The organism is Bacillus sp. AFS098217 (assembly GCF_002551815.1).
In the GTDB taxonomy this organism is placed as follows: Bacteria; Bacillota; Bacilli; order Bacillales; family Bacillaceae_G; genus Bacillus_A.
Genome location: NZ_NVPR01000021.1, coordinates 1 through 20,885, shown reverse-complemented (window position 1 = coordinate 20,885; position 20,885 = coordinate 1). Strand labels below are relative to the sequence as shown.

Below are 20,885 nucleotides of genomic sequence, written 5' to 3'. Positions count from 1 at the left end.
ATTAAGGGGATGGTCTATATGGCAACTGAGACAATGAGCATCAAGGATTTTATGGATGGTAACTATGGAGCGAAGAAAAAGTGGAGCTTGTTCAAAAAGAAAACAAAAAAATATGCACCTGTGGCGGTGCGAGTTGGTATTGCAATCGGTAGTGCTATTATATTCAGCAACATTATAGATATTCCACATGTATTCGCATCAGGAGCAGAAGCAGATGCGCCAAATGTAAATGAAGTATTCAAGGATGTGCAATCAAACGATGGCAACTTTAAAAATTATATAGATGGCCAACTGTACAACAGAATCGTAAATGCATTTGAGCCAGTTATCTTTCTAATTAAAGCAGTATCCTACCCAATTGCATCCGTTGTAGCGCTATGCGGTGGATTATTTATTATGGTTGGTAGCCAAGAACGAGGTTTCTCGTTAATCTCCCGTGCTGGGATTGGATATATCGTAGTACAAATGATACCGTTGTTTATGAGATTATTGGTTGAAATAGCAAAGGCGATTTAATCCCTACATTAGTGGGGCTTTTTTCTTTGCAGGAATTTAAAAATCGTTAGGGAATATTTTTTCTAGGAGGTGTTGTGACGCTATGACGGACGAGATTGTTTATTCTGCTAGTGAAGTATACAAAAGGCTAGGAATATCCGATAGTACGCTCAGAAAGTATATGGAAGTGTTGCAACGAGAGGGATTTACAGTAAAGAAAGATAAGCGTGGCAGACGTGAATATACAGACGGTGACATCCTGGTTATTGAGAGATTAATTGAGCTTAGTAAGCATGACGGTATGACGTTGGAAAAGGCAGCAAAGATGATTGCACAACAAATAGAAAAAGTTAATCCGGATTTGATTAAAGAAGAACCTGGGGACACGAACTTAATTCCATTTCACATTCAAGAACAGCTACAACAACAATACAGCGTTATGGCGCAGGAAATGAATCAAAGTATATTAGCAATGGAAGAAAGGTTAAGTGAGCAGGCAAAGCAAAGCAACGAGGAAATTAAAGCGAGTATAGATCAACATAATGAACGAGTGGAAAAACGATTAGAAGCGCGAGATGAAACACTTATGAAAACACTACGTGAGATGCAGGAAGCGAAGAGATTAATGCAGGAGTATCGTGAGGAGGTAGCGGCTGCAAAAGAGAAGGAAAAGCCGTGGTGGAAGTTCTGGTAAACTACGAAAAAGATACATGAAGGATGGAGAGAAATCCTTTTATATTAATATTAACGGGTGATAAAATATAGAAATATCCCTATTTGGAAATAGGGATATTTCTATATTTTTTATATTTCTGTTAGTAATTTAAACTTTCTTTTCTGTGCAGAAGTTAATTCATTTTCTACATAACGATCTATAAGTAAATCAATTATTTCGTGAGCATATTTCGTATTCGTGAGTTTCATTAGTGCTTCGAGTTCTTCTTTAGATTGGCTAGAAATTTTAATACTACCTTGTTGGTTTTTAAACTTCTTTTTATTCGGTTCTTGCTCCTTCCCTTTTTCTTTTTGAGTTATTTGTTTTTGCTCATTTTTAGTTGGAGAAGGAGGATTATTTTCGTTATCTTTCAATACAATTGGATCCTCGTTTTTTACATAAGGATCTTCTGGCTTGAAATTCCCCTTTGTTCTACCTAATAATCCAGGTGTTTTTGCCATGTTACACACCAACCTTCATCTTTTCAAAAATATCAATGCGAGACAATAATTCATCACTAATCTTTTCGTACAGTTCAATGACATTTAAATCATGTCTATCTTTTTCAGTGATACCATTAACATCAAATCTTTTAATACGCTCCATTTGCGGAACAATATTTTTAAACAGGTTTTCTTCCCCGAAGATTTCACGAGCATTTTCCATAATATACTCGTCCACTTTACCATTGTTTTTCAATAGCACTGGAAGAATGCCTACAACTTCAATATCAAGATCATATTGCTCTTTTAACTTTATCAGTTCGTTAACATAGTTTTCAGCACCTGTAAGAGAACGCTCTTGTGTTTGCAGAGCAATAAGAACATAATCAGAAGCTACAACTGCATTCTTTGTAACTTCAATTGACATAGGAGGAACATCAATAAATATGTAGTCATATTTATGTTTTATCTTTTCAAGTAATCCTTTAAAGTAGTAATCCTCCTCTGCTTCAGAAGTGCAAGTCTTATAAAGGAACTTTGCGAAATCTTGAAAATCAACGTAAGAAGGAATTAAATATAAATTCTCCATGATTTCCACTTCTAAACCATCTAAATTCCCTTCTTGTATCCCCTTCATTAATGTTTTTTCAACAGTTACAATTTCATCTGGATTAAGAATGGATTTAGTTAACATTAAAGACTTCGTTGCATTACTCTGCGGATCAAGGTCAACAAGTAACGTTCGCTTTCCTTTTTTCGCAACTTCATAAGAGTTCAATACAGCATTTGTGGTTTTACCAACGCCACCTTTGTAATTACCAACCGTAATTGTAATAGCCATTTTTAACACTCCATTTATATTTTTTTGAAATTTCCCTATATCCCTTTATAGAAATAGGGAAAAATAGAAATAGGGAAATAGGGATAATTCTAAATATAGAAATAGGGATATTTCTATATTATTAAAGAAATTATAACAATAATGTTCTCTATATGCAATAGAATGATAGAGTTAGTAATTTATAACAAAAGCGTTGATTTAAAAGGGAATTTCCAATTCGAGTCGGACTTGAAAAGTAAATGAGAATGAAGATTTTCAAGGGGAGGTTTAAAGAGAAAAAAACGAACAAAATAGGGAAATAGGGAAAAATAGAAATAGGGAAAAATCCCTATAGGGAAATAGGGAAAAATAGAAATAGGGAAATAGGGATATTATTTAAATTGCGCATAATTTCACTGTTTACAAACAAAAAAACTTGCTGTAACGTAAGAAACAACAAGTTTTTCAACAAATTATGATTTAATTTGATATTGTACATAAAGAGCTTATTCGATAAATAAATTACAAAAACAAATAAAAAAGAACGGCTGTCTAATCGAGATTTGGTAGGTCTCAATCTGACAAAAAAAAGTAGAGTTACGTCAATAACTTTACTTCTCCGGTGAATACAATTTGCTGTCAACATCTTGTATTCCATTTACACACTGCACCATCAGTCTGTAAATTCTCCGTCCGTTCTAATTAGCTATGTTATTAGAGATATAAAAATATCTGTATTTAGTATAGTTAATTAGTGATGGATTGTAAAGATAGATATCCTTATTTAAGTACGGAAAAATTACGTTTAAATATGGAAAAATTCTGTTTTTATATACTTTCAGGGAATTTTCAAGGTGAGCAGTGTAATAACTGCTCACCTTTTTTTATTGTCAAAAATCTAGTAGAAAGGAGATCTAACATGGATAAAGCGCAGCAAGCAATTGAATTGATTTTACATAGTGGATTACGCAAATATAAATACAAGAATTCTAGAGCTAGCATCGCCATGTTAGACTCACAGGATACTAGTAAGATGAATGACCGATTTGTATTCATTACGCGTACAAAAGAAGATTTAATGCATCCCTATGGAGCTAAAGGAGTTGTATTAACTTCTCAAGAAGCAGTTCTGGATCATATCGGACAAGCTACGCATTGGACACCGAATGTATTCAGAGTAGGTACATATTTGGACAGAAGCAGAAGAATCATTAAAGGTCATGAAGAACGTAATTTAAAACAAATCAACTGTTTCACTGTAGATATCGATACAAAGGACATTACTCCTGGGGAAATCGTACTGGCAGCAATGGACAAGCAGTTAGGAATGCCTACAGTTATCTTGGAAAGTGTGAAGGGATACCAGGCTTATTTCGTGCTAGATAACCCATTGTTCATTTCAAATAAGAATGATTTCCGTGGATTACGTAGCGCAAAGAGAATAAGCGAGAACATCAGGAAAGCTTTAAGCGATTTATTACCTGGTGTTGATTTGACATGCAATGATTTCGGATTTTTCCGTATGCCAAACGAGGAGAATGTTGTATGGATGGATGCAGAAAGTACGTGTAATCTAGCTCATTTAATTGAATGGTCTAAAGATCAAGATATCGGCCATCGCAGAAACTTATTTACAGTTCTTTCGAACAAGCCAATGCATACAACTCAAATCACTGAAGGGTGGGTGCAAAAGGTACTAGTATGCACACATATTCATGGTCAGAAAGGTCTAATCGGGCGTGACAACGCCGTATTTACGCTTGCTTTAGCATGCTATTCTTCTGGAATGACGGAAAAAGATGCATACAACTTATTAGACCAATTCAATACAAACTTAAACAGCCCTTTGAAAAACGCGAGCATTCAAAAGGCTGTTCGTAGTGCCTTCTCTGGTAAATACAAGGGTGCAAACAAAGCGTACATTAATCATATTTTAGAAGTTTGGTCAGATGGGGAAGTATCATTTTCAGGACCAGTACCATCTCAATATTGGTATAAGCATAAGAAAGCACGTAAGGAACGTGTGCGTAGCCACTGGTATGAGTGGGAGCAAGACATCATTGACTTCTTAAACGCTCAGAAAGACACAGAAAAAGGATTTGTATACTTCACTCAAAAAGAACTGTGTGAAGCCTTACAAATCCCAAGAAGTACGTTAAACAGCGTGTTAAAGAAATCAAAACAAATATATATTCACGTAATCGGTAAAGGCAGCCAACGACAAACAGGACTGTCTACTTTGGCGTTGCTTTTTAACCATGCTATTGGTCGAAATAAAGAGCAGAAAGAACTATACCTTGAATTTATACAGTCGATTATTCCAAGTGCAGCTGAGCGTTTATATGAGCTGACACAAGAGCAAACCAATGACTTAATCACACTAAATACAGGTTAATTTATAGCTTTGTCCATTCTGCCAATACATATCTCTATTATACTTTTTTGGGTGGTTACGTTTCTGAGATTATAATCTATTTTTGACTACGGTGTTATTTCTTATATATGGTATGTGAAATTATTTATGTAGGCGTACAACCCGGGGTATCTCCAACGTACTAGGGGTACCGCCACATGCCCATCAAGCTAAGCTCATGTAACGTCAATGATAAGCGAGATTGTTTCTTTTTTTCGAAAGTCTATATGTAGATGCTTTAAAGATTTGCATACGAAATAAACCCTAACGGGTTTCCTTTTTTGAATTAAGCCGCTTGATTATCAGACATGGTACAATTGTAAACGACACCCAATATGTCAAAGACTGTTTTCTTCTCAAATCGATGAGATTTTTGCCCGTTTTGCTGTAGGAGATTGAACAGGCGAATTAGAATCTTTGATAGCTCTTGGGTGTCTTTCTGTATAGCTTGGAAAAGAAGAAGAAAGTAATCTTTAATTATATATATGGCCTTATATTCACTCAGTTCTCGTTTCTTTTTCATAAGAAGTAATTGCCGCATTTGAAACATGATAGAAGAACAGAGTAGAATGGCAATCAATTGTCCATATAAATGGCATTCCAACCGTTCTCGTTTTATCTTTTTACAATGATGAATATAAAAGAATGATTTCCACGTTTTAAATAAAATCTCGATTTGCCAACGTAAAGAATACCAATCATGTACTTGTCCCATCGGGACAATATCTGTAGGGGTATTTGTCATATATACATTGATACCGCTAAGTCGTTTACTACGAGCAGAATACTTCATTCCTTTCTTTTTTTCTCTTACAGTTTGATCTTGTAATCGTTTTTGTTGTTGTTCTTTTGTTAGTCGATGAACAATCACACGAGTTGGGACTTTATCAGTCATTCCTACATAAGCGTTTGATATTTCACATGTTTGTCCTGGTTGAAGAGAGTTCATTAAAATCTCCATATCTATCTGGATATACTCTGTACCTTTCTTGATTTTGCCATCTTGAAAATAATCAGGGTTAGGATTTTTTTGATAAATACGTGTATTCGATTTGATACGGGAGATATAATAAGCCTTTTTATCTTGTATATGTTGAAGATCTTTCAAATGAAAATAACCTAAATCTCGGATACATAAATCATTTGCTGTTATAGTTGGGACACACAGGGAACCGTAGGTTCGATCATGTTGTTTACCTGGCCCTGTATGAATATGAAGGAATTGTCCACTTAATAAATCATACTCAAGCTGGATCTTCATCCCCGCTGTATGGCTGCATCCCCCTGCACCCGGATAAACGCGTGAAAAGGGATCTGGGAGTTGAAATGCAGTTGAATCTAAAATACGGATACGCTTGAAAACAGAAGTATATGGAGAAGAAATCGGCACAGATGAGGCCAATTTTTGGTTTAGTAGTTCAGCTAGTACGTATTGTAAAAATTGGACGGCTGCTTGATTAAATCGTTGATTCAGCCCTTCAGGACTGATGAGTACTTCTGTTGATGCTTCTAAACAGCTAGATAACTGAGTTAAAGAGGTCGTAGCGACATTTTGGTTCATCCATACACATAAAGCGACTAAATCTTTTGCTTGGTACTTACTAGTTCGTTGAACAAAACCAACATCTCTAGCAAAATCTCGTAAGATATTTGGAGATAAGAAGCTTTGAATTTCTTGAGAAAATAGTTGTAATTCATTAGATACAGAACTAGACATACAAAACGCCATCCTTTCCTATGATTCTACAGAAGTAAACGTAAATTAACTCCAAAATATACAATAAAAGTTGATTTTGGAGTTAATTTACGTTTACTTTGTATCTTGGATAATTGTTTGTAAAATAGATTCCCATATGTCAGGATCGTCAGGTAAGAAATGTCCTGCATCCTTCATATAATGGGTTGTTACATGAGGGGTAGCTGAGGCTACTTTTTTTATTTCTTCTATTGAAGATAAAGTGTCGGCTGTACCATGCCAAATATGGATAGGGATAGAAATATCTTGAAAATTAAACCCCCAATATTTTGCTAAGAGAGCAGGTTCTGCTACTGCTTCATCTACACTATTTCTTAATGCTTCTTTCATATGGATCATAGTTAACTTAATATCTTCATCTGTTTGAATAAATTGTTGATCCCATTTGCATAAATGTGCATTTCCCTTTTTCAGCCCCTGTATATATTTTTCAGGGTTCTTTTCCATTTGTTTTTTTTGAGTACGATATACCCATTTTAATAGCAAAGGTAATCGTTTGGAGATAAAGAAAGCAATCCGATTTTCACGGCACATACTAGCTGGCGGCTTTTCATTTTCAAACGGAGTTGCACTAGAAACCATCTGTACGGATTGTAAGCGTTCAGGGATTTGGTAAGCGCAAGCAGCTGCATAAGCGCCTCCTCCTGAAACACCTATAATAGAAAAAGTTTGGAGCTTTAGTTGATCTGCTAATTCATTTACATCTTCTGCCCAATCCAGAACTGTTCGATTCCGTTTTGAATCAGAGAGCCCGTAGCCAGGTCTATCTATTGAAAGAAGTCGTATCCCTAATCGTTTTGCTACCATATCATCTGTTAATGACCAAATTCTTGAACCTGGTGTACCGTGGAATAGCATGACTGGTAATCCATTTGTTTTACCATATTCAATGTAGGCTAACTTGCGTCCATCTTGTAAAGTTATGTTGTGATCTTTCATATTATCTACTCCTATAACAAATTATAAACCGACCGTTCAGTCTAATTTTATAACAAGAGTAGTTTCTTTGTAAATACTGGAATTTCCACTGTATAATATAGCCCATTGATAAAATGAAATACTGAAATCATATTATTTTCATTTACGTTGTAATTCATTAGATACAGAAAGAGACATACAAAAACACCATCCCTTCCTATGATTCTACAGAAAAAATAGCGTATTTTTTTATTTTAGGGGGTATTTTATTTTGTTAGCTTGATAGCGATGGGTCTGTACCCCATATAAGATTTTCGAAAACATGCGAGCAGATTTAAAGGTAAAACCTAAACTTGAAACAAATCTACCTGAAAGTTTATTCAATGCTTTAAAGAAAATAAATGAGCACAACAATTATATAAATTCACGAGAGGCTTCTGGAATTCTATGTAGGCATGGTGAAAAGTTTAAAGCGTCAAAAGAAGCATCTACACTAGAAGATATTAGAAAAGATACAATTTACGCAATTAATGAATGGATGAATTATAAATGTATATCGAAATTTGGTAGAGATTATAATCCGCAGCCGGTCAGTGATGTTAATCCATTTGATGATCTTAAATAATTATGGGGTAGCATCAGGATTTTGCGGATTTACAACGTTAAGGTAGAAAACTTTGTATCAATAAGGTTTACTCTATTGATACTCAACTGACTTTGCTTCAAATAAGGCTTGCGAGTGTCTCGTATGACTTGTCTCAAAATCCTTATCGTTGTTAAGTTATTCATTTTTAATGATATAAACAACTTAACGTTGTAAATCTGCATTTTCGGGACGCTACCCCTTGGATAAAAAAATACATTAAAATATCTTTTTATTTGTCTGTTCGACATGATATAACAATATATAAATATGGATTTTGATATGATTATATATAAATCTTATATTTTATATATTATGGAGGATTATATGATGAACAAGAAATTATTAACGTTCTTAGCATGTTGTACTTTATTCATAGGGTTAACAGCTTGTAGTAAATCTACTGAAAAAACTAGTACATTAGAAGAACAAAAGCAAGAAACTGAAAAAGAGCACAAGACAAACGCTGGACAACAAAAGGCGGAAGGACAAAAACAATTAGAGACCCAAAAACAAGCTGAAGAACAGAAAAAACAGCAAGAAACTACTCAAACAAAACAACAACAAACTGCTCCTAGCCAAGGAAAAGTTCATTTTTCAAGTTGCAAAGAGGCTAACGACGCTGGTTATTATGATATAACTCCAGATAGTCCTGCATATTCCAAGAGTTTAGATAAAGATGGTGATGGAGTAGCTTGCGAACATAAAAAGTCTGGAAAGAAACATTGATTTTGTGGGAAAGAACTCAAGAGAGTTCTTTTTTATTTGCTTGTTCGACAAAAAAAGACAGGAAAGTTGTAACTATATTTGTTATGCTTAATTAGAAATCTTACATTTTATTATTCAGAATGAGGGAGAAAACAGGATGAAATCAAAAGGTATAGCGTATTTACTACATATTTTCTTAGGAGTTTTTGGAGCAGGACGTTTTTATGTTGGTGATATTGGAATGGGTATTCTAAATCTACTTACAGCAGGTGGATTCGGTATTTTATGGATCATTGATCTATTCCTATTAAGCGGTCGAGTAGATTATAAGAATGCTATGTTTATGGCTCGTCAAGCAAGTACTCATGTACAAGCACAAGCTCAAACAAACAGTACTAATGTAAACAACAATAACAACACTGTGAATGTTACAATCGATGCTACTGCTTTACAAAACTTACAAACAGCTGCTGCACAACCACAAGCTACACCAGCAGAGCAACCGAATGATGAAATTAACTTAACTAAAAGTAGATTATAAGGCGCTCGAAAGAGTGCTTTTATTTTATTCTCTAACATAAATAAAATTAGTAATGATGTTTTTTTCTAAGATACAAGAATTACATATTGGAATCAAATAATTGATTAAACATTAATTTTAGGGAGAGGATTCCATGAAATATTGTACTCAATGTGGGAAAGAAAATGATGATAACAATAAGTTTTGTGGACATTGCGGCGAGGATTTTAGTCAAAAAACAGTTAGGGAAAATGTTGTGAGTCATTCAAATTCAAATAATGATTTCAAAGTTTTTTCTTTAGTCAGCTTTATAACTGGATTAGTATCTTGGTTCATTAACTTGTGGGGAATTGATGGAACAGATGGGGCTAGAAATAAAATTACTAGAAAACGTTTGTTTCTAAGTATAATATTTTTTATTGTTTGTAGTATTCTAATATATAATTTCGGATTTAATACGACGGATAGAAAAGAAGCGAAATATTTGAACTCTATTTTTGAAGAAATTAATAAGGGTGATGATTTGCTAAAACATGCAGCGAATCAAGGTTTGACTGATGATGCTTTAAAACATACAGTTAAAGAACTAGATAAAATTAAAGATGATATTAAAAAATTAGTTCCACCTCAAACATTACCTGTTGCAGTTATAGATAGTCAAAAGACTTTAGAAAGTGGTATAGAAAAAGTAATCAATGGAGTTCGCTATGCTGATGCGGCAGAGTTAGAAAGAGGACAAACTACTGTAGCTATAGCAAAAGTTCTTTTTGAAGGCTATGTACAAAAGAAAAGTGATGTAAAAAAGTTAATTGATGATAAATATATTGAAAACTTTACTGTGAAAGAAAATGATATGATTGACAATGTGGAAAAAACTGATAAATCTCAAAAAGTAATCATTGATGAAAATTGTTATAAAGTATACGGGAAAGAGGACTGTAAAAAATTCAAAGAATATTATGAACAGGGAGAGGGACAATTTGAACATGGTAGGAATGATAAATAAATATTCCTCAACTATATAGATAAATATGGTAAAATGGTAATTGGATGGGAATCAGATATACTTGTTATTAAAATTAAAGTGGTTATCAAGTCGGAGGAAGACACTTGTGAGGGTGTCTTTTCTTTTTCACTTTAGCATAAATAAATTTAGGAGTGATATGTATGAAAAAGGGGGTTATTGGATTATTTATAGCTGCTATTTTTCTTATATTTACTGGGGGTTCAGCGGATATGAAAGAAGTTGAAAAAGCTACTGGAGATAAATTAAAAGATAGCCAGTTAGGACCATATATCGAAGAAGTTTCTTATAAAGCTGGTGAAAAGAAAGATGAAGACACACCAGTAAGTGTTCAAATAAAAGTAAATGAAAAATTCTCCGACTTACCTAATATGGATAAATACGCAACAATGGACAATGCGTTTGAAAAAATCATAGATTCTTATAATCAAATTTCTTGCGGTGGTAATAACAAATGCCGCTACCAAGATCTCCAGGTATTCTATGATGACGATACATATGTTATGGATCTCCTGAATAAAGCACTTCTTATTAACGATTTCGAAACTTATACCAAAGGTGATTATATAGTAGATGTCGATAGAGAACAAGAAAAGGAAAAAACAAAGTCAGCTAATAATACTTATAAGATTAACTCAAATAATACACCTAAATCCACAACACAAAATAACGAGCAGTTTTCTAGTAACGGAATCAACTACAAATCCATATTTACATTTATGAGAGAGCAATATAATATTCTCACAAACAATAATGAAAACTACATCCCTGAAGTACATGATCCGCAAGTTGCAGAAAAAGCTGCTAAACGCTTTGGTATTTCCGCTGAAGAAGCCGGATATATTTACGAAAAAGTACAAATGGATGCTTTTAGATAAAATATAGATTTTGTATTCAAGAGGGCTTAGGCTCTCTTTTTATCATCCTCCTACATAATATTGAAATATATAAATTTATCGTTTGTTATGGTATTAAAGTAATATAATTTGATTTTATACATTAGGAGGAACGTACTAAAATGTTCAAAAAGTTATCAGTATTCCTTATAGGAGCTATGCTTCTATTCGGTTTAACAGCTTGTGACAGCATTAAATCAATGGCAAGTGATGTTACAGTAGGGAAAGTTATCGAAGAATTTAAAAATGCAGGACTAGAAGCTGAAAACCCTACTGATCTACCACAAAAAGAGTTTGGCAATACTAGAAAAGATGCAAAACGCATCCTAGTACCAGCGATAGGTGAAGATAGTGGTGGTAGATTGTTTGAATTTAACAATAAAGAAGACCTTGAAAAAGCTAAAAAGTACTATGATGATTTAGGAAATAGCAATCAAATGCTATTCTCACATACATATGCAAAAGGGAACTTCTTATTGGGGTGCCCCAGCATTTCAGAAAAAAACTACGCTAAGATCATGCAAGATTTTATGCAAAAAAGCAGGAGACATAGGGAAATATGGGGAGGCCAAAAAGCGCGCCAAAATAGGAATGTATAAAAAATGTATATTATCATAGAAAAAGAAAAAGGCGGATTCCTTGTGAGAGTAAGGGGCCGCCTTTTTCTTTGCTACCGATAATAGGACGTTATGTTAACCTTACATGAATATCTTATACAACCAAAATTTCGCAATACATCCCTTCTTCTGAATGATACAATAAAGAAAAAGATGGGGATTTTTCATGAATTTAAAAGGGAAAAGGTGATTAATCTTTTATGATTTCTATTTCGATATTACATAACAATTTGGATCACATTAACGGATTTATTGTTGATGGTCATGCGAATTATTCTTCTTATGGTGAAGATATTGTTTGTGCTAGTGTTTCAACAATAACTATTGGTACAGTGAATGCTATAGAAAGGTTTTGCCAAGTAAAAATGCAAACAGAGGTACGTGATGGATATTTAAAAGCAATAATACCAATTGATAGAAATAATAAAAAAGAATTTTCTAAGTCTAGTCATGATATACAATTATTATTACAATCTCTGGCATATACGCTTCGAGATTTAGAGAAAACTTATTCGAAACATATACGTATTACTACAAAGAATATATAAATAAAGAACTTCCAATAACGAATTTTACGTCAACTAGCCCCCCACAAGAGGGGCTAGTTGTTTTTTTACAGTAGCAAAGATGAAATTTGAACTTTAGAAACTGTTTTAGCGTATAAAATCCGCGTTTTACCATTAGTACCCTATCGCGCCATCAAGTTAAGATCTCATAATACCCTAGAACGGAAATTTTGTGCATTTTACTCGTTTTATGATTTGGGGTGTTATAAACTTCTTAAGTTGATGGGCATGTATATTAACCATATACCGCTCACTGTTCACTAATTTGTCGCAATTTTTCGGAAATATGAATATTGTGGATTTAGAAATCGTGCTAAGATATAAACAAATAAAGGGAATAAATACATTTAATTCCTTTTATTGAAATTTAAGGAAACGTAAAAGGGGGGATTAAAATGAAATTTGAAAAACCTGCAACGAAACAATCTCAAATCGCAGCCTGCGCGATTACTCCATTTAAAGCAAGAGTAGTAACTGCTTGCTGGAACCAATACTTACTGGCAGTGTAATAAAAACTAAAAAAAGAGAATCTCCATTTCAGTGGAAATTCTCTTTTTTATCAGAAATTTGGAGGGATTACATGTATCCATATATTAATGATTACTGCAGGATCATCCAAAGTTATGATGGTGGATCTGCCGTACTACTGCGTGACAATCAATTTATTAAACACGATTTTAATCGCACAGGGTATGAAATCATCGAATTATGTACTGGGGAAAAAACAGTTGATGAAATAATTGAGAGCTTCAGATTCAAGTATTCGTTAGATGAAGAAAATGTAAAGACAATAACCCAGTTTTTGGATGAATATAAAAAATATGGAGTCATTCAAATGGGGTCTGAAAAAAGAGAGCGACGTCCAAGGGTATATGGGAACCAGAATATTATTACACCGATTTCCGTGTCCATGGAGCTAACGAATCAATGTCAACTCAATTGTATTCATTGTTTCAATTCCTCGGGAAGCCCGAAAAGTGAAGAAATGGGGATCAGAAAGTTTATAGAATTGGCCAATGACTTTGTCAATTTGGGTGTAACCGGTTTCTTTATTACTGGCGGTGAACCTTTTTTAAAAAGGGATGTTAATGAACTGGTTGATTTTCTTGGGAAAAATGCAGTTACCGCAACATTCGCCTCTAATGCAGTTTCAATAAGCAAGAGAACGATGGACTTGCTAGAAAAATATCCCAATTTAGGGATACAAGTCAGTTTGGATGGGTTGGAGGAAAATCATGATTTTATCAGAAATGTAAAAGGTGCTTTCCAAAAATCTGTGAACAATATTAAAAAAATGACACAAAGAGGTATTTCCGTCGCAGTTTCCTATACAATGAATGACTATAATACAAATGATTTACCTGCCTTAATAGAGTTATGCAAAAATATTGGTTGTGAAGGTATAAACATCGGTTTAACCTCAAATTCCGGAAGGGCCAAGGAAAATCACGTTCCGACAGAAGTGGCAAATAATTTTGCCGAAATCCTTCAGTCATCCAATAAACAGTATAGTACGGAAGACTTTTTTGTTGGATTGGACATTTGTGAGAAAAAAGTCAGCGCCGTGATGGATCAAATTGAACATCCAAATAAATGTGGCGCCGGATACACTGCACTGCATGTCATGCCAAATGGAAATATTACCCCTTGTCCAGCCATTCCTGATATTGTGCTAGGAAATGTCTTCGAAAAAGAATTATTAGAGATTCTGCATTTTGACAATATTAAGTATTCTATGATGTTGCCGACTCCTGTGAAAAAATTATGCGGTTCCTGTGAATTATATGATCAATGCGGAAATTGTATCGCATCCATGCTCGACCAGCCTGAAGAGGTATGCCATGTACAACGATACTTGCAAAAAGTTTGAGCGGAATTCCATGTTCAATGAGGCACACAGTGCATCTAATCGCTTCCTACTTTTTAGCCATTTACGAAATACAATTATGATTGATTCCAGCTTTATAAACCGCGACTTTTCTGATGAAGGACAGTTTTCTTTGCAAATTCTCAATCAGAATAAGATTGAGAATTACATTTATTCTCTGGATGTCTTGCTTGAATATTTATCCAAGGAATGTCAATTGTCACACAACATAATTCAGCGATTGCATGCACAAATGAATTCAACCGGACACTTGATTGAAAATGGCATCTTGCAGGATATACAGCAATGGACCCACTTAACTGATCAAATGTTTCATTGTGAAACAAAAATAGCAATTGAAACGGTCAACAACAAAAAATCGCTATTTGATTCTGAATCCTTAGCTGACTTGCATGAGGAAGCATATTATATTATTTCCTATAATATTGATCAATTTGGCATCAATCTTATCAGTGATTTCCAAGTTATTGAAAGAATTAACAAAGATAGTATTCATAGCGTATTGGCGGCAATAAAGAATGAAATCATTTGGTTCCACTCTGCAAAGAAATCATTGCCAAAGGATCTAGATTCTTGCGAAGTGGTCTTTAACAGCTACTCATCGGGACTATTTTTTCACGAATTTTTGGGTCATTTTTTAGAGACTGATCATTTTTATCGGTCTCCATTAAATAGAGGAAAGATATGGAAATTCAGTCGAAAACTTACAATCTTTGAAAATTATCGCACATTAGAAAGCTTTGATGATAATGGCGACCCCATCACAAAGAACATTCCATTGATAAGGAACGGAGAAATTCTCCATTTGCTTAGCAGTCGCTCGGACCAGCAACATTCTCATAATACTGGCAATGGGCGCAGAGAAAATCTAAAAATGCCGGTGTTTACTAGAATGCGCTCCATGTTTGTTCAACCTGGAAGGACTTCGGAAGAGAATCACATTAAAACCATTAACAAGGGAATCTATATACATAAAATTGGAATGGGCGAAGTCAACATTTTTACAGGTGATTTTTCTGTCGAAGTATCTCAAGCTAGTCTAATAGAATCAGGCAAGTTCACAGCGCCACTCGAACCGTTTCATCTGTATCTAGATATCAGGCATTTTTTTGATAAAGAGATTGTCTTTTGCAGCAATAGCAATGAATATCATAGCCTCTGCGGTAAGAAAGGGGCGACCGTCAAAGTCAAATATATATCTCCGTCTATCATTATTAAGGGGCTGGGCAATGCAATTCATTAATAAAGTATTCACCATTTCATATCATAAGTTTTATAAAAGAGAATTTTGGGAAAGCCTTATGGAACATTCACCATTCGATAGACCTATTCCCTTTGGGCATATATGCGAAGAATTTGTTTCAACCTTCCACTCAATGATGGTAGGAAGAAACTTACAAGTGGATGACTATCAGGTTTCTTTTTCCTTTAGCGAGGATGGACAATTGGACATGATTCAACTTTATTGTTTCCTTGTGGAAGAAGATGTTGAGATTAACACCGCAGTTATTAAAAACGATAAACATGCTATCAAAAAGGTTGAAGCTTTTCTAAATAGCTTGATGGAACGCAACATACCCAAACAAATCTGCCGGCGAAACCATTATCGCTATTTATTGATTGAGCAAAGAGAATTAATAACCCTGCTAAATCTGTTTTATCAATATATCTGTGACAGTAAAATCAAGGTTACAAGGCAAAATGAGAATGATACTATTGAGTTTTTTGTTTATGATCATTTATCGGACACTGAGAAGAAAGAGGAATTGTTTTCAGCACAACTAATGGAAAATTATCACCCCATGAGAAGCATAACAAAAATTGAAAGAGTTACTACGAATAGGACGATCAGGGAAGATGACTGCGATAAAGTTTTGATACTGAAGGAAATCGTCAATTACTCAACCATTTTGAATTTCTATAACGGCCATTTCAATATAGTCGGGAAAGCTGTTCCCTATCAAGATGGTAGCAGCAATCTAAAATCGCTGTTCTCGTTTCAATTCAATGGTCTCATGAAAAATTACAAAATATTGGATGGTCATCAAGGACTCTTGTTGGAATTCTAATTCCAATGTTAGAATTCTATTATTATTTTTCGGGAAGTGAAGATATGATTCAATTAGATTCAATTTCAAAATCGTATGGGGATAAGAAGGTATTAAATGGAATTACCTTCGAGTTCAGACCGGGAAACATTTATGGATTAATTGGACGTAATGGAGCAGGCAAAACAACATTACTAAAAATTTTGATGAGGATTATTAGGAACCATGAGGGAAATGTTTTATTTCATGGCGATAATATTAACATTGTGGATACTCTTGATCTCCCCTTCGTCTTTATTGGTGATACGCCTGTTTTATACCAGGATCTAACTGCCCGTGAACAAATGCTTTTCATTTGTAAACTAAATAAACTATCAAAAGAGGATGCAATCGAAAAAATACAATACCTAGCAAAACAGCTAAAACTGGAAGAATATATGGATTATTATCCACGAAGTGTTTCAAGAGGAACCTTGCAGCGCATCAATATTGCCATTGGAATGCTGCGAGAGTCGAATGTCTTTTTCTTCGATGAACCATTCATCACCCTAGATCCAGTACAAGTTGATACTGTTGAGCAGATGTTCCTGAATCACAAATCAACAACCAGGATTCAAATCATTTCGAGCCATGATTTAGACAGTTTGGAAACCATTTGTGATAAATACTTGATTTTGAAGGATGGCCAATTATTGGAGTTTGAACCGGTAACCTTAGATCGAAAACAAATCACTAAATTGATAGGCGATAGCTATGATGCTTGATTCAGTCTATTATTTAAGCCTCAATAAAGTAAGACAGTACATTCGGCTGATAAAAAAGAACAAATTTAATGTGTTCGTTTTTTTATTGTTGCTCGTATTTTTTCTCCCATTGTCCGTGGAGTTATTTCAAGCGCATGAAAATCTTGTTATGAAGTGGTTTCCAATTGCTTTGTTTGCTTACAGTTTGGCAAAGGTCTTCCAAAATAATCCTATTATGAATATCCCGTTCCAGATCTTTGAAATGAAGATTCTTTCTTTAAATAGCCTAAAACTGCACATTTTTCTTAAGACTGTTGCTTCTTCTCTCTTTATTGCAACAGTCTTGCTGATCTTGAAGGCAGATTTCACGCCTATTCTGTTTGTATCGCTTATCGCCAACAGCTTAGCCAACTATATTGGATTTATTAAATATCAGATTTCCTCAATAAAACTGTATTCCATCTTGTCCATTTCTATACTGGTCATTTTGCTATCGGTGCAAGTTTCAAACAGTTGGCCATCCATCCTTCTCTTTCTGGCTATGGTTGTCCATTTGATTCTCATCAAATCATTTAAATATGATTATTTATACCCTTATTACCGAATCATGGGAACAATGTTTCAAGGATTAATCAATCAGGACTTTTCACAAATCACATCAGCTCAAAACGAATTACTAAAAAATAATAAGGTTTCCAAGCATAGGATTATGGAAAATCTTTATGATTCTATATTTTTCACAGCAAGAGAAGTGACAAGGGCCTTGTTTAATCTTAAAGGTTTCCTAAATATTTGCATCTTCACTTTTATTATAGGGTTTCTTTCTTATTTTTACATTGAGTCACAAATGGTGCATCTTGGTCTATTTATTGCCGATTTAATTTTAATTGAGACCTTTCTTTCAAAACTAAATAAAACAGAATTTACGACCATCACAACGGGATTTTATCTGCCGATTCATCTAGGCACAATCATTAAACAAAAATGGCTGATACAGGCACTTATCGTTTTACTTCCACTAATTACTGGTTTTTTTATTTTTGGGAGTATGAATCTGTTGGCCTTGCTTATCGTGGTTCCTTTAATTCCATTGCGAAATATCATTTTTAATTTTACAAACTCCAAGCTGGTAAAGCTTGCAATGTATGTTTTTGGAGCGGTGATATTCGGTTCCCTGTATTTTTTCTAGAAAAAATTCCCGCTGGAGAATTTCTGTTTGACATACCTCCCAATTACAAATTCTATTGGGAGGGGAAGTTTTTTATAAGGAGGGGGCATCACGTCACTATCAAGCTAAAACTGCATCAGGTAATTTTCGGAATATTTTTTATTTTTTCAATAGAGGATCAGTGTAAACTTTTCAAAAATTTGCATACGAAATTTGGAAGGAACAAACTGAGATTTGTCAGTGTTCATGTGGGAATGGGGCCATTCTAGATAGAGGGAATTTCTTTGGTTGTAGCAATCACCTCACCTGCAGCATCGGATTGCCCAAAAAAATAAAAGAAAAAACGCTCCCTGAAGCACAAGTGAAAAAGTTATTTGAAGAACATAGAACGGACGTTATCAAAGGTTTCCAGTCAAACGGAAAAGAATTGGCTGCATACATAGAAATTAAAGGGTTCCGTTGCAAAGTTTTCTACATGAAGCTACACTCTAGAAAACAGGATCTAGGAGAATCAGACATGACATATTTTAAAGGAAAACAATTCAAAAAAGATATTATTTTAGTGGCTGTCGGCTACTACTGTCGTTTTTCTTTGAGTTATCGTGATGTATCTGAAATCCTGAAAGAACGCGGTATTGCAGTTCACTCAACAACCATCATGCGATGAGTTCATGAATATGGAAATCTCATCTATCAACTTTGGAAAGTGAAAAATAAATCTGCACGCTTGTCTTGGCATTTGGATGAGACTTATATCAAAGTTAAGGGAGAATGGCGTTATCTCTATCGTGCAATTGATAAAGATGGACACACATTGGATATTCAACTTCGTAAAAAACAAGATCATCAGGCTGCCTATGCCTTCATGAAAAGATTAGTAAAACATTTTGGAGAACCAATGGTTCTCACTACAGACAAAGCGCCGGCATTATTTTGCGCATTTAACAAATTAAGAAAAAAAAGGATTTTATCAAACTACAATCCATTGTACAATCAAACATTTAAACAATCTTATTGAACAGGATCATAGGCATGTAAAGAGACGTTTTGCCAAATCCGCAGGATTTCAAAATCTTCGTCATACTTCACGTACGATAAAAGGCATTGAAACCATTCATGCCCTATATAAACAAAGGCGAAGTCTTCAAAGAGACTCTGCCTTTTTAACGTACAATGAACTTTAACAATTACTAGCTACTTCATAAACATTGTTCCTCATTTACCAACCTGTTTATGCTTTTTTCAAACTTTGCAACAGAACCTTATAATCAATTTACTTTAGAAGGTTCTCTTACTGAAGTGGAAGAAAGCTCAGAACAAATTCGTACTTCTAAATCACTTGGAAACATTCCACTCATTGTTGTAACAGGGGGGGGCTGCAGCCTTTTCATACAGTGGAGTCTATGGCTGCTTGGATGAAATTCCAGGGAGAGCTTGCTAATTTGTCAACTAATAAAAAACATATGATTGTTGAAGATGCTGGACACGCAATACATATTGATAAGCCTCAAATTGTTGTTGAGATAATAAGGGATATATTGGATGTGGTAAAAAATAACAATAAACACTCTGCTCTGTAATAATTTATCGGGAATAAAGATAACTAGATTTGGTTCTGTTGCAAAGTTTGTTAAAGAATAGATGATTTCAACCAAAAGCACTTTATTTTATGCGATTGTTACTAAATTTCGTAATTCATCGTACGTCGAAAAACCGAAATCTGGTCACAGATTTCGGTTTCGTTTATATAAAGCATGAACCGTTTCAATTCCTTTTATTGTACGCAAGGCATGACGTAGGTTTTGAAAGCATCGCTTTATATGTCTATGGTCCTGTTCGATTAGAGTATTTCGATATTTAAGAGGGGCCAACTAAATACCTATTCGTAATGTTCACCATTATAATTCACAAATCCTACTGGATGGTGCGTAAAGTGTATGACTGGATCTCCTGGATTACCAATTCCTACTTTTGCATGTGTTTTATCAACATACTCTCCTTGCAATTCGATTTCTGTGCCTTCTTGTAAGTCTGGAATCGGATTTTTTAAGCCTAATTTATCCCCATAGCGAATGGCACAAAAAGCTTCATCTTCTACTAGAGATTTTGGTGCACCTTTTATCTCAATAACTTGAATATTATTAATTAAAAAATGCTGATGTGTACCACCTTCTGCATTAGAATCATCTTCTTCAACTAACTTTATTGTTCCTTTAACATGGACGATTGGCGCATGGAATGAAAGTGGATTTCGATGATGCTCCATAAAATGATCCGCTAATGTATTTCCGAAATGTGGATGTCGTTGTAATTGTTCAGCCATAATGATTCCCTCCATAGTTTAGATAAATGTTTACTTTATATATTGTTTACAGATACACAAAATTTATTAGTATAAAAAATTATATAAACTCTTTTACACAGAGAGAGACCATCATAGGGGTACAGCCGAGATACGGGTAAAAATAGGTCATAGTCTTCCTTTTATTTCCAAATGAAATTTA

Annotated in this window: 20 protein-coding genes and 4 pseudogenes; 18 read left to right on the top strand and 6 right to left on the bottom strand. The window is 34.4% G+C overall.

The features are described 5' to 3' along the window. The first annotated feature begins 18 nt into the window (after nucleotides 1-18). Entirely contained in the window at nucleotides 19-516 is a 498-nt protein-coding gene (locus COO03_RS05640; RefSeq protein ID WP_016131624.1) for a hypothetical protein, read from the top strand. Nucleotides 517-598: 82 nt separating this feature from the next. Continuing rightward, nucleotides 599-1,189 (top strand): DUF3967 domain-containing protein, encoded by a 591-nt coding sequence (locus tag COO03_RS05635; RefSeq protein ID WP_097895828.1) that lies wholly within the window; start codon nucleotides 599-601, stop codon nucleotides 1,187-1,189. Between the two features lie 110 nt (nucleotides 1,190-1,299). Here COO03_RS05635 and COO03_RS05630 read toward each other — a convergent pair whose 3' ends face one another. After that, nucleotides 1,300-1,671, bottom strand: coding sequence for a hypothetical protein (locus COO03_RS05630; RefSeq protein WP_097895826.1), 372 nt, complete (start codon nucleotides 1,669-1,671; stop codon nucleotides 1,300-1,302). A gap of 1 nt (nucleotide 1,672) precedes the next feature. Then, the gene (locus tag COO03_RS05625; RefSeq protein ID WP_097895825.1) at nucleotides 1,673-2,494 is read right to left on the bottom strand and encodes a ParA family protein; all 822 of its coding nucleotides are present in this window, start codon (nucleotides 2,492-2,494) and stop codon (nucleotides 1,673-1,675) included. An 898-nt stretch (nucleotides 2,495-3,392) separates the two neighbouring features. On the opposite strand from COO03_RS05625, the gene COO03_RS05620 reads away from it, so the two are divergent. After that, entirely contained in the window at nucleotides 3,393-4,868 is a 1,476-nt protein-coding gene (locus tag COO03_RS05620) for a primase C-terminal domain-containing protein (RefSeq protein ID WP_097895823.1), read from the top strand. Between the two features lie 304 nt (nucleotides 4,869-5,172). Here the strand turns inward: COO03_RS05620 and COO03_RS05615 are convergent, their stop codons facing one another. Continuing rightward, nucleotides 5,173-6,603: an IS4 family transposase gene (locus COO03_RS05615; RefSeq protein WP_097895822.1), complete on the bottom strand. Its 1,431-nt coding sequence runs from the start codon at nucleotides 6,601-6,603 to the stop codon at nucleotides 5,173-5,175. Between the two features lie 93 nt (nucleotides 6,604-6,696). Beyond that, nucleotides 6,697-7,581 carry an alpha/beta fold hydrolase gene (locus tag COO03_RS05610; RefSeq protein WP_097895820.1) on the bottom strand — a complete coding sequence of 295 codons (885 nt, stop codon included), beginning with the start codon at nucleotides 7,579-7,581 and terminating at the stop codon, nucleotides 6,697-6,699. A gap of 301 nt (nucleotides 7,582-7,882) precedes the next feature. Here COO03_RS05610 and COO03_RS05605 point away from each other — a divergent pair, with 301 nt between their 5' ends. The 15 genes and pseudogenes from COO03_RS05605 (at nucleotide 7,883) to COO03_RS27465 (ending at nucleotide 19,961) form a co-directional block, all read left to right on the top strand. Further along, entirely contained in the window at nucleotides 7,883-8,185 is a 303-nt protein-coding gene (locus COO03_RS05605) for a hypothetical protein (protein ID WP_097895818.1), read from the top strand. A gap of 348 nt (nucleotides 8,186-8,533) precedes the next feature. Next, entirely contained in the window at nucleotides 8,534-8,932 is a 399-nt protein-coding gene (locus COO03_RS05600; RefSeq protein WP_097895817.1) for an excalibur calcium-binding domain-containing protein, read from the top strand. 136 nt (nucleotides 8,933-9,068) lie between these two features. Continuing rightward, nucleotides 9,069-9,452: a TM2 domain-containing protein gene (locus tag COO03_RS05595; protein WP_097895815.1), complete on the top strand. Its 384-nt coding sequence runs from the start codon at nucleotides 9,069-9,071 to the stop codon at nucleotides 9,450-9,452. A 133-nt stretch (nucleotides 9,453-9,585) separates the two neighbouring features. Then, nucleotides 9,586-9,792 (top strand): annotated as a pseudogene (locus COO03_RS28010) (zinc-ribbon domain-containing protein); the annotation flags it as partial. An 806-nt stretch (nucleotides 9,793-10,598) separates the two neighbouring features. Continuing rightward, nucleotides 10,599-11,333 (top strand): hypothetical protein, encoded by a 735-nt coding sequence (locus tag COO03_RS05585; protein ID WP_097895811.1) that lies wholly within the window; start codon nucleotides 10,599-10,601, stop codon nucleotides 11,331-11,333. A gap of 140 nt (nucleotides 11,334-11,473) precedes the next feature. Then, the gene (locus COO03_RS05580) at nucleotides 11,474-11,950 is read left to right on the top strand and encodes a stress protein (protein ID WP_097895809.1); all 477 of its coding nucleotides are present in this window, start codon (nucleotides 11,474-11,476) and stop codon (nucleotides 11,948-11,950) included. A 218-nt stretch (nucleotides 11,951-12,168) separates the two neighbouring features. After that, nucleotides 12,169-12,516 carry a ribosomal-processing cysteine protease Prp gene (locus tag COO03_RS05575; protein WP_097895807.1) on the top strand — a complete coding sequence of 116 codons (348 nt, stop codon included), beginning with the start codon at nucleotides 12,169-12,171 and terminating at the stop codon, nucleotides 12,514-12,516. Between the two features lie 598 nt (nucleotides 12,517-13,114). Further along, nucleotides 13,115-14,404, top strand: coding sequence for a PqqD family peptide modification chaperone (locus COO03_RS05570; RefSeq protein WP_097895805.1), 1,290 nt, complete (start codon nucleotides 13,115-13,117; stop codon nucleotides 14,402-14,404). Next, entirely contained in the window at nucleotides 14,376-15,665 is a 1,290-nt protein-coding gene (locus tag COO03_RS05565; RefSeq protein ID WP_170958210.1) for a metallopeptidase TldD-related protein, read from the top strand. Before COO03_RS05570 ends, COO03_RS05565 begins: the two co-directional genes overlap by 29 nt. Next, a complete protein-coding gene (locus COO03_RS05560) occupies nucleotides 15,652-16,491 on the top strand; it encodes a hypothetical protein (protein ID WP_097895802.1) in 840 nt (279 codons plus the stop codon). The genes COO03_RS05565 and COO03_RS05560 overlap by 14 nt, the downstream gene beginning before the upstream one ends. Before the next feature lie 44 nt (nucleotides 16,492-16,535). Continuing rightward, complete coding sequence (locus tag COO03_RS05555; protein WP_170958209.1) at nucleotides 16,536-17,234, top strand: ATP-binding cassette domain-containing protein; 699 nt, start codon at nucleotides 16,536-16,538, stop codon at nucleotides 17,232-17,234. Nucleotides 17,235-17,382: 148 nt separating this feature from the next. Continuing rightward, nucleotides 17,383-18,402 (top strand): hypothetical protein, encoded by a 1,020-nt coding sequence (locus COO03_RS05550; protein ID WP_141523344.1) that lies wholly within the window; start codon nucleotides 17,383-17,385, stop codon nucleotides 18,400-18,402. 187 nt (nucleotides 18,403-18,589) lie between these two features. Then, nucleotides 18,590-18,823, top strand: a pseudogene (locus COO03_RS05545) (topoisomerase C-terminal repeat-containing protein); the annotation flags it as partial. A 75-nt stretch (nucleotides 18,824-18,898) separates the two neighbouring features. Beyond that, a pseudogene (locus COO03_RS05540) lies at nucleotides 18,899-19,565 on the top strand (IS6 family transposase). Nucleotides 19,566-19,784: 219 nt separating this feature from the next. Continuing rightward, on the top strand, nucleotides 19,785-19,961 hold the full coding sequence (locus COO03_RS27465) for an alpha/beta fold hydrolase (RefSeq protein WP_230322436.1): 177 nt from the start codon (nucleotides 19,785-19,787) through the stop codon (nucleotides 19,959-19,961). Between the two features lie 144 nt (nucleotides 19,962-20,105). Here the strand turns inward: COO03_RS27465 and COO03_RS27460 are convergent. Next, nucleotides 20,106-20,240, bottom strand: a pseudogene (locus COO03_RS27460) (IS6 family transposase); the annotation flags it as partial. A 20-nt stretch (nucleotides 20,241-20,260) separates the two neighbouring features. Beyond that, entirely contained in the window at nucleotides 20,261-20,704 is a 444-nt protein-coding gene (locus COO03_RS05525; protein WP_097895796.1) for a hypothetical protein, read from the bottom strand. Nucleotides 20,705-20,885: the final 181 nt, after the last annotated feature.

What these genes read in the sequence shown, in the direction of transcription:
- COO03_RS05640 (WP_016131624.1), top strand. Translation starts at nt 19, where the DNA reads ATGGCAACTGAGACAATGAGCATCAAGGATTTTATGGATGGTAACTAT.
- COO03_RS05635 (WP_097895828.1), top strand. Translation starts at nt 599, where the DNA reads ATGACGGACGAGATTGTTTATTCTGCTAGTGAAGTATACAAAAGGCTA.
- COO03_RS05630 (WP_097895826.1), bottom strand. Translation starts at nt 1,671, where the DNA reads ATGGCAAAAACACCTGGATTATTAGGTAGAACAAAGGGGAATTTCAAG.
- COO03_RS05625 (WP_097895825.1), bottom strand. Translation starts at nt 2,494, where the DNA reads ATGGCTATTACAATTACGGTTGGTAATTACAAAGGTGGCGTTGGTAAA.
- COO03_RS05620 (WP_097895823.1), top strand. Translation starts at nt 3,393, where the DNA reads ATGGATAAAGCGCAGCAAGCAATTGAATTGATTTTACATAGTGGATTA.
- COO03_RS05615 (WP_097895822.1), bottom strand. Translation starts at nt 6,603, where the DNA reads ATGTCTAGTTCTGTATCTAATGAATTACAACTATTTTCTCAAGAAATT.
- COO03_RS05610 (WP_097895820.1), bottom strand. Translation starts at nt 7,581, where the DNA reads ATGAAAGATCACAACATAACTTTACAAGATGGACGCAAGTTAGCCTAC.
- COO03_RS05605 (WP_097895818.1), top strand. Translation starts at nt 7,883, where the DNA reads ATGCGAGCAGATTTAAAGGTAAAACCTAAACTTGAAACAAATCTACCT.
- COO03_RS05600 (WP_097895817.1), top strand. Translation starts at nt 8,534, where the DNA reads ATGAACAAGAAATTATTAACGTTCTTAGCATGTTGTACTTTATTCATA.
- COO03_RS05595 (WP_097895815.1), top strand. Translation starts at nt 9,069, where the DNA reads ATGAAATCAAAAGGTATAGCGTATTTACTACATATTTTCTTAGGAGTT.
- COO03_RS05585 (WP_097895811.1), top strand. Translation starts at nt 10,599, where the DNA reads ATGAAAAAGGGGGTTATTGGATTATTTATAGCTGCTATTTTTCTTATA.
- COO03_RS05580 (WP_097895809.1), top strand. Translation starts at nt 11,474, where the DNA reads ATGTTCAAAAAGTTATCAGTATTCCTTATAGGAGCTATGCTTCTATTC.
- COO03_RS05575 (WP_097895807.1), top strand. Translation starts at nt 12,169, where the DNA reads ATGATTTCTATTTCGATATTACATAACAATTTGGATCACATTAACGGA.
- COO03_RS05570 (WP_097895805.1), top strand. Translation starts at nt 13,115, where the DNA reads ATGTATCCATATATTAATGATTACTGCAGGATCATCCAAAGTTATGAT.
- COO03_RS05565 (WP_170958210.1), top strand. Translation starts at nt 14,376, where the DNA reads ATGTACAACGATACTTGCAAAAAGTTTGAGCGGAATTCCATGTTCAAT.
- COO03_RS05560 (WP_097895802.1), top strand. Translation starts at nt 15,652, where the DNA reads ATGCAATTCATTAATAAAGTATTCACCATTTCATATCATAAGTTTTAT.
- COO03_RS05555 (WP_170958209.1), top strand. Translation starts at nt 16,536, where the DNA reads ATGATTCAATTAGATTCAATTTCAAAATCGTATGGGGATAAGAAGGTA.
- COO03_RS05550 (WP_141523344.1), top strand. Translation starts at nt 17,383, where the DNA reads ATGAAGTGGTTTCCAATTGCTTTGTTTGCTTACAGTTTGGCAAAGGTC.
- COO03_RS27465 (WP_230322436.1), top strand. Translation starts at nt 19,785, where the DNA reads ATGGCTGCTTGGATGAAATTCCAGGGAGAGCTTGCTAATTTGTCAACT.
- COO03_RS05525 (WP_097895796.1), bottom strand. Translation starts at nt 20,704, where the DNA reads ATGGCTGAACAATTACAACGACATCCACATTTCGGAAATACATTAGCG.